This is a genomic window from Agrobacterium sp. LR_9 (assembly GCF_041954855.1).
In the GTDB taxonomy this organism is placed as follows: domain Bacteria; phylum Pseudomonadota; class Alphaproteobacteria; order Rhizobiales; family Rhizobiaceae; genus Agrobacterium; species Agrobacterium leguminum.
The window spans coordinates 169,267-183,806 of sequence record NZ_JAVAYA010000005.1 but is presented as its reverse complement, the minus strand read 5'-3'; the positions used below and the strand labels follow the sequence as shown (position 1 = coordinate 183,806).

Sequence of the window (14,540 nt, the reverse complement as noted above, 5' to 3'; positions counted from 1 at the left end):
ATGCAAGGTTTGAAGGACAAGGAACTCTTTCGCCAGACGGGCTTGATCGGCGGCGCCTGGAAGGCGGCGGCATCGGGCAAGGCGGTCGATGTGATCGATCCGGCGACGCAGGCGGTCATCGGCACCGTGCCGGATATGGACGGCGCAGAAACCCGCGCGGCCATCGAAGCCGCCAACGCCGCCTTCGGCCCGTGGAAGAAAAAGACCCACGCGGAGCGCGCAGCGCTTCTGGAAAAATGGTTCGCGCTGATGATCGAGAATATCGACGATCTTGGCCTGATCCTGACCACCGAACAGGGCAAGCCGCTTGAGGAGGCCAAGGGCGAGATCCGCTACGGCGCATCCTTCGTCAAATGGTTTGCCGAAGAGGCCCGGCGTATCGGCGGCGGTACCATCCCTTCACCGACGCCGGACAGGCGCATCGTGGTGCTGAAGGAACCTGTCGGCGTCTGCGGCATCATCACGCCATGGAATTTCCCGAACGCCATGATCACCCGCAAGGTCGCGCCGGCACTCGCCACCGGCTGCACCGTCGTCATCAAGCCTTCGGAATTCACACCCTATTCGGCGCTCGCGCTTGGTGTGCTTGCCGAACGGGCCGGCATTCCCGCGGGCGTCATCAACATCGTCACCGGCATGCCGACTGATATCGGCAATGAAATCATGGCCAATGAGACGGTTCGGAAAATTTCCTTCACCGGCTCCACCCGCGTCGGTTCGCTTTTGATGCGGGGCGCTGCGGACAGCATCAAACGCCTGTCGCTGGAACTGGGCGGCAATGCGCCCTTCATCGTGTTCGACGATGCCGATCTCGATCTCGCCATTGAAGGCGCGCTGGTTTCGAAATTCCGCAATGGTGGCCAGACCTGCGTCTGCGCTAACCGGATTCTGGTGCAGTCCGGCGTTTATGACGCCTTTGCGAAGAAGCTGGCGGATCGCGTCGACGCCATGCGCGTTGGTCCCGGAACGGAAGCGGGCGTCTCCATTGGCCCGATGATCAACCAACCGGCGATCGCGAAAATCCGCGCCCATATCGATGACGCCGTTTCCAAGGGTGCCACGGTCATCACCAAGCCGCGCAATCTGCCGGAAGGTCCGCAATATACAGCGCCCGTGGTGCTGACGGGCGCAACGACGGCGATGCAGCTGGCAAGCGAGGAGACTTTCGGACCGGTCGCTCCGCTCTTCCGTTTCGAGACGGAGGAAGAGGCGCTCGCCATCGCCAATGGAACACCCTTCGGCCTTGCCGCCTATTTCTACACCGAGAACCTCAAGCGCGCCTGGCGTGTGGGCGAAGCGCTGGAATTCGGCATGGTCGGCCTCAACACCGGGTTGATCTCCACCGAGGTCGCCCCTTTCGGCGGCGTCAAGCAATCCGGCCTCGGCCGCGAGGGTGCACAGATCGGTATCGAAGAATATCTGGAGACCAAGGCCTTTCATATCGGTGGGCTTGCCTGACGCCCACTTCTTTCATCCCCGCCTAAAGGGCCGCTCTGCGGCCCTTCTTTTTTTGAAGCGCGGAATTGAAAAAGCGGCATTGCGGGAATTGGAAATACAGTCCTGACACAAATAGGTTTGGAAAAGCGCAGCATTTACACTCCGTCACCCCGGACTTGGTCCGGGGTCCAGCGCAATCAAGTCCTTGATCGCAGAAGACTCTTTCACCGCGCAGACGCGCGGTGGCTGGATGCCGGATCAAGTCCGGCATGACGGAAAAACTAACAGCCCTTCTACTGAATCTTGTCCAGCATCTTGTAATAAAAGCCCACCAGCGGCAGGAACCACGGCTTGCCGAAATGACCGGGAACCGCCGGCCAATCAAGCCCCTTTAGCGGGTTCTTGTCCGGCCGTCCCAGAATGGCGTCAGCCATAATCATCCCGAGATGCGTCGAGAGCTGCGCACCGTGGCCGGAATAGCCCATGGCGTACCAGACGCCGTCATGAAAACCGGCGCGCGGATAACGGTCCTTGGTCATGTCCACCAGGCCGCCCCAGCAATAATCGATCGGCACATGGGAAAGCTGCGGGAAGATGCGATGCAGACTTTCCGTCAGGATCGCACCGCTTTTGGCGTCCGAACGCTGGTCCGACGTGGCGGAAAAGCGGGCGCGACCGCCGAAGATCAAGCGATTGTCCGGCGCAAGCCGGAAATAATTGCCGATATTCATGGAGTTGACATAGGTGCGGTTACCCGGAACCGAGGCCTGAACCTCGGCATCCGTCAGCGGCCGCGTGGCGATGATGAAACTGCCGACCGCGATGATGCGGCGACGGAAATAACCGAAGCCGGACGGCGTGTAGGCGCCGGTCGCCACCAGAACATTGTCGGCCGTCACCTTGCCGCGCGGAGTTTCCAGTTCATGGGTCCTGCCGTTCTGGATGTGCTTCGTCACCGCCGCATTTTCGAAGATCACGGCGCCATGACGGCTGGCGGCTTCGGCAAGGCCGGCCACATAGCGGCCCATATGCATCATGGCGCTCTTCTTCGAGAGCATGGCGCCATAAAAGGGCGAACCGATCTCCGACTTGAGATCGGCCGCGGAAAGAAGCGCCGTATCGGGATCGACCTCGGCGTGAACCGCTTCGAAATTCTTCGCCAGACCTTCGAAATGCTGCGGTTTCGACGCCATTTTCAGCTTGCCTGCCCGGCGGAAATTGCACTCGATCCCCTCCTCGGCAATCAACGCCTCCAGCGTATCGATGGAGGAATCGAGCGCCTTGTAGAGCGCGATAGCCCGCTCCTTGCCGAGTTCCGCCTTGGCGGAGAGATAGGAATGGGCAAGGCCATTGTTGAGATGGCCACCGTTGCGGCCCGAAGCGCCCCAGCCCACGCGCTGCCCTTCCAGAACGACGACGCGCGCACCGGCTTTCGCAAGCTGGCGCGCGGCACCGAGACCCGTGAAGCCGCCGCCGATGACGGCCACATCATAATGGCCTTCGACAGGACCTTGCGCCGCCCCGGAAAACTGGGGCGCCGTGTCGTGCCAATAGGAGACGAGCTTCATGATCAATGTCCTCTCTTACAGTCCGACAACGCCCGCAAGGCCGGAAATGTCTGAAATTTCCGTGTAACCGTAATAGGGATTTGCAGGTTCATGGCCACGGTTGACCCAGACCTTGTTCTTGATGCCGAGGTCATGGGCGGACATCAGATCGTAGCGGAAGGAGGACGACACGTGCAGGATGTCCTCCGGGCCGCAACCGAGCATGTCGAACAGATATTCGAAAGCCTTGAAATGCGGTTTATAGGCCTGTGCCTGCTCTGCCGTATAGACGGCATGGAACGGTGCGCCGAGTTTGGCGACATTCGACATGATCTGTGAGTTCATGGCGTTGGACAGAATGACCAGCGGGATCTCCTTGGCGACCTTGGAAAGACCCGCCGGAACGTCGGCATGCGGCCCCCACGTCGGAACCCGCTCATAGACCATTGCTGCATCTTCATCCTTAAAGGCTACACCATTGCGCTTGCAGGTGCGCGACAGGGCATTGTGGACGACCTCTGCATAAGGCTTCCAGTCATGCATGACCTCGTCGAGACGATAGGCGGAAAAATTCTTGATGAACTCTTCCATCTCCGCCTCTCCCAGACGATCACCGTAGAGATCGCGGGCAGCCTCTGCCATCTGGAAATGAATGAGCGTGCCGTGGCAATCGAAAGTGATGTATTTAGGGCGGAAGATGGTCATGTCGTCGTCATCCTTGCTTGGGGATTGGTGGTGGCTGCAATAATCAGATCATAGAAAGCCTTTGCCCGGTCGGCGCACCGCAATTGCCATTCGCGGAAGCAGATTGTTGCGTATGCAGCCGCCAGTTTGGCAGAGAGTTGCGTTGAGGCAAACCGGAAGCCGCCGCCAGTCCCCGGTTTACGGCCGGATGCGAACAGGACGCGGCATAAGATGCGGCGGCGGATAAAAGCAACAGCGAAACATATCGAACCTTCCCATTTGTCGGGACAATCTTCTTTCGGCATCGGTCTATCAATGAATAAGCAGAAAAACGGAGTTCCGGCATGCAGGCGAGCCTGATCGATATCCAAACGTTTCAACCGGACCACCTCGACGCGGCCGTTGAACTTTCCCGCCAGGCCGGCTGGCCGCACCGGAAAGAAGACTGGGCGCTGGTCCTTTCCCTGAGCAAGGGTTTCGTCGCCCTGGAAAACGGGCGCGTCGTCGGAACCGCCATGGCGACGGTTCTTGGAGACACCTGCGCCACTGTCAATATGGTGATCGTGGACGAGAGCATGCGCGGCCGCGGCCTTGGACGCCAGCTGATGGGCGCGGCATTGGACGCAGCAGAAAATCGCGAGTGCCGTCTTGTCGCTACGGCCGACGGTCTGCCCCTTTATGAAAAGCTGGGCTTCGCCGCCTGCGGCGAGGTGCTCCAGCATCAGGGCATTCCGGTGGTGAACGACAGACCGGAAGGTGTCACCTGGGCGGAAACCATCGATCCGGCCGAACTCGCCGTGCTCGATGCGCAGGCTTTCGGTGCGGATCGCACGACCCTCTTTGCAGCACTTGCCGACAGGGCGCGTTTCGCCCTCGTGCAGGAACGGGGCGTCATCAAGGGCTTTGCAGCACTTCGCGCCTTCGGGCGTGGCGAAGTCATCGGCCCGGTCGTCGCGGAAAATGCTGAAATCGCGAAAAATCTGATCGCATTCGTGTTTTCTGAACGTCCCGGCGCATTCCTTCGTGTGGACACCACAGCCGATACGGGGCTTGCCTCCTGGCTTGCCGAACGCGGTCTTGGCCATGTCGGCGGCGGCATCGCCATGCGCCGGTCGAAAACCGAAATCCCCGCCGACAAAAAACTGAAAACATTCGCATTGACCAGCCAGGCGCTGGGCTGAATCCGGAGAGACCCATGTTAAGCAATTCACTGATCGAACTGGATCGCGCCCATCTGGTGCACCCTGTCTCCTCCTTCCGCGGCCATGAGAAGCTGGGTGTGCGGGTGCTGCAATCGGCACGCGGCGCCAGCGTCACCGATATGACCGGCCATCAGCTCATCGACGGCTTTGCCGGCCTATGGTGCGTCAATGCCGGCTACGGCCATGACAGCATCGTCGAGGCGGCGGCAAAGCAGATGCGGGAATTGCCTTATGCCACCGCCTATTTCGACATTGGCAGCGAACCGGCCATCCGGCTGGCCTCCGAGCTTGCAGACCGCGCGCCGGGCGATCTCAACCACGTCTATTTCACGCTTGGCGGCTCCGATGCGGTGGACAGCACCATTCGGTTCATCCGCTATTACTGGCATGCCAAGGGCCAGTCGCAGCGCGACCAGTTCATTTCCATCGAACAGGGTTATCACGGCTCCACCACCGCCGGTTCGGGCCTCACCGCTCTGCCCGCTTTCCATGCCGGTTTCGGCGTGCCCTACGACTGGCAGCACAAAATCCCGTCGCACTACGCCTACCGTAACCCGGTGGGAAGCGACCCGGCCGCCATCATCGCATCCTCCCTGCAAATCCTGAAGGACAAGATCGAGACGATCGGTCCGGACCGCGTCGCCGCCTTCTATGCGGAACCGATCCAGGGTTCCGGCGGGGTTCTCGTGCCGCCTCCCGGCTGGATCAAGGCCATGCGTGACCTCTGCCGGTCCTATGGCATCCTCTTCGTCGCCGACGAGGTCATCACCGGCTTTGGCCGCACGGGGCCGCTGTTTGCCTGTTCCGACGAGGATATTGTGCCGGACTTCATCACCACCGCCAAGGGCCTCACCTCCGGCTACGTGCCGATGGGCGCCGTCTTCATGGCGGACCACGTCTATGATACAATAGCCGACTTCGCAGGCGAGGCCGCAATCGGGCATGGCTACACCTATTCCGCCCATCCCGTCAGCGCCGCCGTCGGCCTCGAAGTGCTGAAACTTTACGAGGGCGGGCTGCTGGAAAATGGCCGCCGCGCCGGTGAAAGGCTGATGGCGGGGCTTGAGAGCCTGAGAAGCCATCCGCTGGTCGGCGATGTCCGCGGGCGCGGCATGCTCGCCGCCATCGAACTCGTGACCGACAAGGACAAGAAAACGCCGCTGCCGGCCGCTGCGGCACCCGCACGCAAGGTTTTCGACCGCGCCTGGGAAAACGGTCTGATCGTGCGCGCCTTTGCGAACGGTATTCTGGGTTACGCGCCGCCGCTCTGCTGCACCGACAGCGAGATCGACGCCATCATCGAGCGGACGCTGAAGACCCTCGACCAGACGCTCGAAGACCCCGCGGTACGGGCCGCCATGGCCTGAGGCGAGCCGGGTGGCGTTGCGGCATCCTCTCGAAATGTCGCAACGCACCGCATATTCGCAATATTCTGCCGAAGAGCCGATCCATTTCGGCGAATCCGGTGTGCCGAAAGTGCCAAACTATTAATGCAAACGGCACTAAACGCCATAAAAAAGGGCGTAATCGTAAATGGGAACGGGGCAAGGATCCCGTCCGGGAACAGAATAATCTGCCGCAGGCTCCCCAAGAGGCTTAAGGCGGCAAAGCGGAGACCGACATTGCCCAAAAAACTGAGCGACTTCAAATATATGAGCTTCGACGTGGTGGGGACCCTCATCGATTTCGAAGGCGGCCTGAAATCGACGCTGGCCGCAATCGGCGCGGAAAACGGCGTGGAGGTCGATGGTGAAAAGGCGCTCGCGCTTTACCGCGCGGCCCGTTATTCCGACGCGACCGACCTGTTTCCGGATGACCTCGTCCGCGTATACCTGATCATCGCTCCCGAACTTGGCCTGCCGGCGGAACGCGCATTCGGTGAACGCCTGCGCGATGCGGCAAAAAGCTGGAAAGGCTTTGAAGACAGCCGCGCCGCCATGGCCGAACTTGCCAAGACGCATCGCCTCATCGCCATGACCAACGCCCAGCGCTGGGCCTTCGAATATTTCTCGAAGGAACTCGGCAATCCGTTTCATGCCGCTTTCACGGCGGATGACACCGGCACCGAAAAACCCGATCCCGCCTTCTTCGAAAAGGTCTTCGCCTTTGTGAAAAGCGAAGGCGCATCGAAGGACGACATTCTGCACGTCGCGCAAAGCCAGTACCACGATATCGGCATTTCCCGGAAACTGGGCATGACCAATTGCTGGATCGAGCGTCGCCACGCCCAGAAAGGATATGGCGGTACGATCGAGCCGGAAAACTTTACCGAGCCTGACTACCACTTCACCTCGATGGCCGGCCTTGCCGAAGCAGTGAAACAGACGGGCGGCTGAGCCGCCCCGCCAATGGCGTGCCGCGAACTGGGATGCGGCATGCCGGAAATTTCTTCAGACGCATTTCAACAAATCATACAAAAGGGGAAGACCATGAGTGACAGGATTACAAACTGGACCCGCTCCGACGATGCCGCCGTTGAACAGGCGATCCGGCGCGGCGCAACGCGGCGTGAGCTGCTTCACATGCTGCTGGCGGGCGGCGTCGCCCTTTCCGCCGGTTCGGCCATCCTCGGCCGCGCTTCAAATGCCGTGGCCGCAACGCCGGTATCCGGCGGCACGCTGAAAGCTGCCGGCTGGTCCTCCTCCACCGCCGATACGCTCGATCCGGCAAAAGCCTCACTTTCGACGGACTATGTTCGTTGCTGCGCGCTCTATAACCGTTTGAGCTTCCTCGATGTTTCCGGAACACCACAGCTGGAGCTGGCCGAAGCTATCGAAACGAAGGACGCCAAAACCTGGACTGTGAAGCTGCGTTCCGGCGTCACCTTCCACGACGGCAAGGCCCTGACGGCCGACGACGTGGTTTATTCGCTGAAGCGCCATCTCGATCCGGCCGTCGGTTCCAAGGTCGCAAAGATTGCCGCGCAGATGACCGGCTTCAAGGCTCTTGACAAGAGCACAGTCGAAATCACGCTCGCGAACGCGAATGCCGACCTGCCATCCATTCTGGCCCTGCACCATTTCATGATCGTTGCCGACGGCACCACGGATTTCTCCAAGGGCAACGGCACTGGCGCTTTCAAGCTCGAAAAATTCGAGCCGGGCGTGCGTTCGATCATGAGCAAGAACACCAATTACTGGAAGTCTGGCGGCCCGCACATCGACAGCTTCGAATTCATGGCGATTTCGGACGACAATGCACGCGTCAACGCCCTTCTTTCCGGCGATATCCAGCTCGCGGCTTCCATCAACCCGCGTGCACTTCGCCTGCTCGACAAGCAGGACGGTGTCGTTCTGTCCAAGACGACATCGGGGAACTACACCAACCTCAACATGCGTCTTGACCAGGCGCCCGGTAACAATGCCGATTTCGTCGCCGGCATGAAGTCGATCGTCAATCGCGAGCAGATCGTCAAGGCGGCCCTGCGCGGCCTCGGCGAAGTCGGCAACGACCAGCCGGTTCCGCCGATGAGCCCCTATCACAATCCGGACCTCAAGCCGAAAGCCTTCGATCCTGACAAGGCGAAGTTCCACTTCCAGAAGGCCGGCCTCATTGGCCAATCCATTCCGGTCATCGCGTCGGATGCGGCAAGCTCTTCCGTCGACATGGCGATGATCATCCAGGCTTCCGCCGCCGAAATCGGCGTCAAACTGGATGTGCAGCGCGTGCCTTCGGACGGTTACTGGAGCAATTACTGGCTCAAGGCGCCTGTCCATTTCGGCAACATCAACCCGCGCCCGACACCGGATATCCTGTTCTCGCTGCTCTATGCTTCCGACGCACCGTGGAACGAAAGCCAGTACAAGTCGCCGAAATTCGACAAGCTGATGCTCGAAGCACGTGGCATGCTCGATATGGACAAGCGCAAGCAGATCTACTTCGAACTGGAAACGATGATCGCCGACGAAGCCGGCACCATCATTCCCGCCTATATTTCGAATGTCGACGCCATCAGTTCCAAGCTGAAGGGGCTGGAAGCCAATCCGCTCGGCGGCATGATGGGTTATGCCTTTGCGGAATACGTCTGGCTCGAAGCCTGATAGACCATGGGGCCGGGCGCGAAAATGCGCCCGGTAGCCTTTCCGTCGTTGCGGAAAGCCTCCACAATCAGGCACGTCGCAGGAGCATGTGAATGAACAGCCGGATATTATCCCTTATCGCCAGGCGGCTGGTCGTCATGCTGACGACGCTGCTTATCGTGTCGTTTATCGTCTTTTCCGCCACCAGCCTGCTGCCCGGCGACACGGCGACGATCCTGCTTGGCCAGGCGGCGACGCCGGAGGCCGTGGCCGGCCTGCGCACCGCCATGCATCTCGACGATCCGGCCCTCCTGCGTTTCGTCCGCTGGCTTCTCGGCCTGCTGCAGGGTGAACTCGGCACGTCCTACGCCAACAACATGGCGATTGCCGATCTTATCGGACCGCGCTTCGTCAACTCCATGAAGCTTGCCGGCATTACCACCATCATCGCCGTGCCGCTGGCGCTGACCCTCGGCATCAGCTCCGCCATGCTGCGCGGAACGCTTTATGACCGGGCCGTAACCGTGCTGACCATCGGCGTCATCTCGGTGCCGGAATTCATGATCGCCACACTCGCCGTGCTGCTTTTCGCCGTCTATCTGAAATGGCTTCCGGCGCTGTCGCTGGTCAGCGAGGTTCACACGCTTTTCGATGTGCTGCGGGTCTATGCCATGCCGGTCATCACGCTGACCTTCGTCGTTTCCGCACAGATGATCCGCATGAGCCGCGCCGCCGTCATCGAGACGCTGGATACGCCCTATGTGGAAATGGCGCTTTTGAAGGGCGCGCCGCGCATGCGCATCGTGCTTCGCCATGCGCTTCCCAATGCGCTCGGCCCCATCGTCAATGCGGTGGCGCTGTCGCTTTCCTATCTCGTCGGCGGCGTCATCATCGTCGAGACAATCTTCAATTATCCCGGCATTGCCAAGCTGATGGTCGATGGCGTCGCAACCCGCGACCTGCCGCTGATCCAGAGCTGCGCGATGATCTTCTGCGTCGGTTATCTCCTCCTCATCACGACGGCGGATATCATCGCCATCATGTCCAATCCGAGGCTGCGCTGATGGCCGACAATATCAAAACAACTTCGGGGACCTCGCGTTTGGGTTACAAGATCAACGCAGTCGGCGTTTTCGGCTTTCTCGTCATTTTTTTCTGGGCCATGGTCGCAATCTTCGCGCCCTATCTCATTCCGCATCCGGTCGGTGAGATCGTCGATCTCGATTATTTCGGGCCGATGACCTCCGATCTCTGGCTCGGTTCCGATTATCTCGGCCGTGACGTGTTCTCCCGCATTCTCATGGGCGCGCGTTTCACGGTCGGTATATCGCTCGCCGCCGTCACCATCGCCTGCACCTCCGGCGTCGTGCTCGGCATGTGCGCCGCCGTCATCGGCGGCTGGTTCGATGCGGCGCTCAGCCGGTTTCTCGATGCGGTAAATTCCATTCCGAGCAAGCTTTTCGGTCTCGTGGTCGTCGCCGCCGTCGGCTCTTCCATTCCGGTGCTGATCATCACGCTCTCGGTCATCTATACACCGGGCGCCTATCGTTTCGCCCGGGCGCTCGCCGTCAACGTCAACACCATGGATTTCGTCACCGTCGCCCGGGTGCGCGGCGAAAGCCTGTTCTACCTCATCGGCTCTGAAATCCTGCCGAACATCGTCCGGCCCGTCCTGGCCGATCTTGGCGTGCGCTTCGTGTTCATCGTGCTGCTTTTATCGGGCCTCTCCTTCCTCGGCCTCGGCCTGCAGCCGCCGAATGCGGACTGGGGGGCGCTGGTGCGTGAGAACATCGGCGGCCTGCCGTTTGCGGCCCCCGCCGTCATCTTCCCGTCGCTGGCCATTGCCAGCCTGACGATCAGCGTCAACCTGCTGATCGACAATCTGCCGCAGAAAATCCGCGACAGGAGCGAATAATGAGCAATCTCGTTGAAATCCGTGGACTGAAAGTCGAGGCCACCACCGATTCCGGCCGCCGTATCGACATCATCAAAGGCGTGGACATCGACATCGCCGATGGCGAAATCGTCGCGCTGATCGGCGAAAGCGGTTCCGGCAAGACTACCATCGCGCTGACCCTGATGGGCTATGCCCGGCCGGGCTGCCGCATTTCCGGCGGCAGCGTCAAGGTGGCGGGCCAGGACATGGTGCAGCTTTCCGAAGTCGAACGCGCCAAAGTCCGCGGCACAAAAGTGGCCTATGTGCCGCAAAGCGCCGCCGCCGCCTTCAACCCGGCGCAGAAAATCGTCGACCAGGTCATCGAAGTCACCCGCATCCACCATTTGATGCCGCCGCAGGAAGCACGCACGCGGGCGGTGGAACTTTTCAAGGCGCTGTCGCTGCCCAACCCCGAGACCATCGGCGAGCGTTACCCGCATCAGGTGTCAGGCGGCCAGCTTCAGCGCCTCTCCGCCGCAATGGCGCTGATCGGCAATCCGAAGCTGGTGATCTTCGACGAGCCGACCACCGCGCTCGACGTCACGACCCAGATCGAGGTTCTGCGCGCCTTCAAATCGGCAATGCGCAAGAACGGCATCGGCGGCGTTTATGTTTCGCACGATCTCGCCGTTGTCGCCCAGATCGCCGACCGGATCGTTGTGCTGAAAGGCGGCGAGGTTCAAGAAACCGGTACGACCACGGATATCCTCGAAAATGCCCAGCATCCATACACGAAGGAACTGCTGACGGCTTTTCATGACAAGGCGCGTGTCATCACACCCGCCAGACAGGAGCAGGCAACGCCGCTGCTGGACATCGAAAAGCTGATCGCCGGTTACGGAACGAAGGGCGAAGACAAGATGCCGCTGGTGCGTGCGGTGGATAACGTCAGCCTTTCGGTCTATCCCGGTCGCAATCTCGGCATCATCGGCGAATCTGGTTGCGGAAAATCGACGCTGGCGCGCGCCATCGCCGGCATTCTGCCGGCGGCCGGCGGCCATGTCATTTTCGAAGGCCGGGAACTGGATGCGGATGCACGGCGTCGAACCGGCGACCAGCTACGCCGGATGCAGATCGTGTTCCAATATGCCGATACCGCACTCAACCCGTCGAAACCCATCGAGGATATTCTCGGCCGGCCGCTGACCTTCTATCACGGCATGAAAGGCAAGGCGCGCGACGCCCGGATCGATGAGCTTCTCGATATGGTGAAGCTGCCGCGCTCGGTGCGTCACCGCCATCCTTCCGGCCTTTCCGGCGGGCAGAAGCAACGCGTCAATTTCGCCCGCGCACTTGCCGCCGAACCCTCGCTCATCATCTGCGATGAAATCACCTCTGCGCTCGATACCGTGGTGGCGGCCGCGATCATCGATCTTCTCGGAGAACTGCAGCGGGAGCTGAACCTCTCCTATATCTTCATCAGCCACGATCTTTCGGTGGTGGAGACCATCTGCGACGAGATTGTCGTGATGTATGGCGGGCAGAAGGTGGAGCACCTGGAAACCGAAGCGATCAAATCGCCATCCCATCCCTATTCGAAACTGCTGTTCTCCTCCGTGCCAAAACTCGACCCGACATGGCTCGACAATCTCCAGCAGGATGCGGAGCTGGTGCGGGCGTTTTCGAAAAGGTGAGAATGAAATGATACGGCCCGGCAACGGGCCGCTCCCTCCACCTCACAGCGGAAACAGGCTGGTCAGCGGCATATGCGATTTGATGATCGGCGATTTCAGCACCACGAAGCTGAAATATTTGTCGATGCCGACATCCATATCGGTCAGTCGTTCCATGATCGACTGATATTCGACGATGCCAGAGGTGACGAATTTCAGCAGGTAATCGTAACCGCCCGAAACAAGGTGGCATTCCACCACCTGGTCGATCTTTTCGACAACGCCGAGGAAGCGGGCGAAATCGATCTGGCGATGGTTCTTCAGCGTGATTTCCGTAAACACCGTCAGCGTCTGGCCGAGCTTGTTGATGTTGATCTGCGCCGAATAACCCTCGATATAACCTTCCGCCTGCAGCTTCTTCACCCGCATCAGGCAGGGGCTTGGCGACAGATTGACAAGTTCCGCCAGCTCGACATTGGTGATGCGACCGTTTTTCTGCAATTCGTAGAGGATCTTGATATCGATCCGGTCAAGTTTCATCACGTGCGGAACCCCTTTTTTGTTTTTTGAACACGCGGCATAAAATTCTGGCGCGGCAAAGGAAATCTTACCACATGGGCGAGCCCTGTCGACGTGGGGATATTTTTTTGATGCAGCATAAAGAGTTGCAGAGGCCTCGCCCAACAGCAGGAGATTCCGGCAAGAGGCCCAGTCTGGCAGCGTTTACACGCCGGCTGAGGTAAATTAGGACGAATATAAGGAGTCCGACCATGCCCGCCCCGCTGCAACAGATCACGACATCGCCGGAACTGCCGACATCCGCAGACGCCGTCATTATCGGCGGTGGAATCGTCGGTGTCTTCGCCGCCTATTATCTTGCCCGGCGCGGCCTGAAAGTGGCGCTGGTCGAAAAAGGCCTGATCGGGGCCGAGCAATCCAGCCGCAACTGGGGCTGGTGCCGCCAGCAGAACCGCGACGCCCGCGAATTGCCGATTTCCACCAAGAGCCTGGCGCTCTGGGAAGAGTTTGGCGCAGAGAGCGGCGAGGACACGGGTTTTCGCCGCTGCGGGCTGTTTTACCTGAGCGACAATGAGGCCGAACTTGCCGGCTGGGCGCGCTGGCGCGACTTTGCCATTACCGCAGGCGTGACGACCCATATGCTGAGCGCCGATGAGGCGAGCGAACGCGGCCGATCCACGGGAAAGCGCTGGAAGGGCGGCGTGTTTTCGCCGACGGACGGCACGGCCGATCCTTCCATGGCGGCGCCCGCCGTGGCGCGCGCCATCATCAAGCTGGGCGGCACGGTGCATCAGAATTGCGCCGCACGCGGGCTTGAGACGGAAGGCGGCCGGGTCAGCGCCGTCGTCACCGAAAAAGGCACGATCCGCACCAAAACCGCCATCATGTCCGGCGGGGCCTGGGCGTCGTCCTTTTGCCGGCAGCTCGGCATTCGTTTCCCGCAGGCCTCCGTCCGATCTTCCATCCTCTCCGTCACACCGGGTGCGGAGGGGCTGCCAGATGCGCTGCACACCGCCGCCGTTTCGGCAACGAAGAGAAAAGACGGCGGCTACACGCTCGCCATCAGCGGGCTGGGGCGCATCGACCCGACGGCGCAGCAGATGCGGTTTGCCCGTGAATTCATCCCGATGTTCCTCAAGCGCTGGCGAAGCCTGCGGCCGGGCGGGCTGGAAGGCATTCGCGGCGGCCACGAGACGCTGAAACGCTGGCGGCTCGATGCCCCGACACCGATGGAACGGGTTCGTATTCTCGATCCGAAACCCAACGCCGCCGCCATCCGCGAGAGCCATAGAAGGGCGCTGGAGCTTCTGCCCGCCCTCGGGAAAACGCAGATTTCCGCCGCCTGGGCCGGTTTCATCGACAGCACGCCCGATGGCGTGCCCGCAATCGGCGAAACCAGCGAATTGCCCGGCTTCATTCTCGCCGCCGGTTTCAGCGGCCACGGTTTCGGCATAGGGCCGGGCGCCGGCCATCTGATCGCCGATATCGTGACGGGCTCGAACCCGATCGTCGATGCCGCCCCCTATCACCCCAGCCGTTTCCTGAACTCGTCCTGGGGCAAGGTCGCGGATTTCTGATCATCG

13 protein-coding genes are annotated in these 14,540 nt (G+C 60.6%); 9 read left to right on the top strand and 4 right to left on the bottom strand.

What is annotated here, in order from left to right:
• Entirely contained in the window at positions 1–1,458 is a 1,458-nt protein-coding gene (locus tag RAC79_RS08795; RefSeq protein ID WP_174039938.1) for an NAD-dependent succinate-semialdehyde dehydrogenase, read from the top strand.
• A 272-nt stretch (positions 1,459–1,730) separates the two neighbouring features.
• On the opposite strand, the gene RAC79_RS08790 is transcribed toward RAC79_RS08795, so the two are convergent.
• From RAC79_RS08790 to RAC79_RS08780, 3 genes are read right to left on the bottom strand one after another with little or no spacing between them, the layout of a single operon-like run.
• Positions 1,731–3,005, bottom strand: a complete 1,275-nt coding sequence (locus RAC79_RS08790) for an FAD-binding oxidoreductase (protein WP_174039939.1) — start codon at positions 3,003–3,005, stop codon at positions 1,731–1,733.
• A 15-nt stretch (positions 3,006–3,020) separates the two neighbouring features.
• The gene (locus RAC79_RS08785; RefSeq protein WP_078053498.1) at positions 3,021–3,689 is read right to left on the bottom strand and encodes a haloacid dehalogenase type II; all 669 of its coding nucleotides are present in this window, start codon (positions 3,687–3,689) and stop codon (positions 3,021–3,023) included.
• A complete protein-coding gene (locus RAC79_RS08780) occupies positions 3,686–4,048 on the bottom strand; it encodes a hypothetical protein (RefSeq protein ID WP_174039940.1) in 363 nt (120 codons plus the stop codon). Before RAC79_RS08780 ends, RAC79_RS08785 begins: the two co-directional genes overlap by 4 nt.
• On the opposite strand from RAC79_RS08780, the gene RAC79_RS08775 reads away from it, so the two are divergent.
• The 7 genes from RAC79_RS08775 (at position 4,013) to RAC79_RS08745 (ending at position 12,459) form a co-directional block, all read left to right on the top strand.
• A complete protein-coding gene (locus tag RAC79_RS08775) occupies positions 4,013–4,849 on the top strand; it encodes a GNAT family N-acetyltransferase (RefSeq protein WP_374996974.1) in 837 nt (278 codons plus the stop codon). The genes RAC79_RS08780 and RAC79_RS08775 overlap by 36 nt on opposite strands.
• Before the next feature lie 14 nt (positions 4,850–4,863).
• Positions 4,864–6,237 (top strand): aspartate aminotransferase family protein, encoded by a 1,374-nt coding sequence (locus tag RAC79_RS08770; protein WP_174039942.1) that lies wholly within the window; start codon positions 4,864–4,866, stop codon positions 6,235–6,237.
• A 255-nt stretch (positions 6,238–6,492) separates the two neighbouring features.
• Positions 6,493–7,206 carry an HAD-IA family hydrolase gene (locus RAC79_RS08765; RefSeq protein ID WP_065657190.1) on the top strand — a complete coding sequence of 238 codons (714 nt, stop codon included), beginning with the start codon at positions 6,493–6,495 and terminating at the stop codon, positions 7,204–7,206.
• A 93-nt stretch (positions 7,207–7,299) separates the two neighbouring features.
• Positions 7,300–8,910, top strand: coding sequence for an ABC transporter substrate-binding protein (locus RAC79_RS08760; protein WP_142844668.1), 1,611 nt, complete (start codon positions 7,300–7,302; stop codon positions 8,908–8,910).
• A 92-nt stretch (positions 8,911–9,002) separates the two neighbouring features.
• Entirely contained in the window at positions 9,003–9,953 is a 951-nt protein-coding gene (locus RAC79_RS08755; protein WP_003524664.1) for an ABC transporter permease, read from the top strand.
• Entirely contained in the window at positions 9,953–10,804 is an 852-nt protein-coding gene (locus tag RAC79_RS08750) for an ABC transporter permease (RefSeq protein ID WP_059753371.1), read from the top strand. Before RAC79_RS08755 ends, RAC79_RS08750 begins: the two co-directional genes overlap by 1 nt.
• The gene (locus RAC79_RS08745) at positions 10,804–12,459 is read left to right on the top strand and encodes an ABC transporter ATP-binding protein (protein ID WP_142844669.1); all 1,656 of its coding nucleotides are present in this window, start codon (positions 10,804–10,806) and stop codon (positions 12,457–12,459) included. The genes RAC79_RS08750 and RAC79_RS08745 overlap by 1 nt, the downstream gene beginning before the upstream one ends.
• A gap of 42 nt (positions 12,460–12,501) precedes the next feature.
• On the opposite strand, the gene RAC79_RS08740 is transcribed toward RAC79_RS08745, so the two are convergent.
• Entirely contained in the window at positions 12,502–12,978 is a 477-nt protein-coding gene (locus tag RAC79_RS08740) for an Lrp/AsnC family transcriptional regulator (protein WP_003506856.1), read from the bottom strand.
• Between the two features lie 230 nt (positions 12,979–13,208).
• Between RAC79_RS08740 and RAC79_RS08735 the strand changes: the two genes are divergently transcribed.
• Complete coding sequence (locus tag RAC79_RS08735) at positions 13,209–14,534, top strand: FAD-binding oxidoreductase (protein WP_174039944.1); 1,326 nt, start codon at positions 13,209–13,211, stop codon at positions 14,532–14,534.
• The last annotated feature ends 6 nt before the right edge of the window (positions 14,535–14,540 follow it).

Coding starts and splice junctions, on each gene's coding strand:
- RAC79_RS08795 (WP_174039938.1), top strand. CDS start 1: ATGCAAGGTTTGAAGGACAAGGAACTCTTTCGCCAGACGGGCTTGATC.
- RAC79_RS08790 (WP_174039939.1), bottom strand. CDS start 3,005: ATGAAGCTCGTCTCCTATTGGCACGACACGGCGCCCCAGTTTTCCGGG.
- RAC79_RS08785 (WP_078053498.1), bottom strand. CDS start 3,689: ATGACCATCTTCCGCCCTAAATACATCACTTTCGATTGCCACGGCACG.
- RAC79_RS08775 (WP_374996974.1), top strand. CDS start 4,013: ATGCAGGCGAGCCTGATCGATATCCAAACGTTTCAACCGGACCACCTC.
- RAC79_RS08770 (WP_174039942.1), top strand. CDS start 4,864: ATGTTAAGCAATTCACTGATCGAACTGGATCGCGCCCATCTGGTGCAC.
- RAC79_RS08760 (WP_142844668.1), top strand. CDS start 7,300: ATGAGTGACAGGATTACAAACTGGACCCGCTCCGACGATGCCGCCGTT.
- RAC79_RS08755 (WP_003524664.1), top strand. CDS start 9,003: ATGAACAGCCGGATATTATCCCTTATCGCCAGGCGGCTGGTCGTCATG.
- RAC79_RS08750 (WP_059753371.1), top strand. CDS start 9,953: ATGGCCGACAATATCAAAACAACTTCGGGGACCTCGCGTTTGGGTTAC.
- RAC79_RS08745 (WP_142844669.1), top strand. CDS start 10,804: ATGAGCAATCTCGTTGAAATCCGTGGACTGAAAGTCGAGGCCACCACC.
- RAC79_RS08740 (WP_003506856.1), bottom strand. CDS start 12,978: ATGAAACTTGACCGGATCGATATCAAGATCCTCTACGAATTGCAGAAA.
- RAC79_RS08735 (WP_174039944.1), top strand. CDS start 13,209: ATGCCCGCCCCGCTGCAACAGATCACGACATCGCCGGAACTGCCGACA.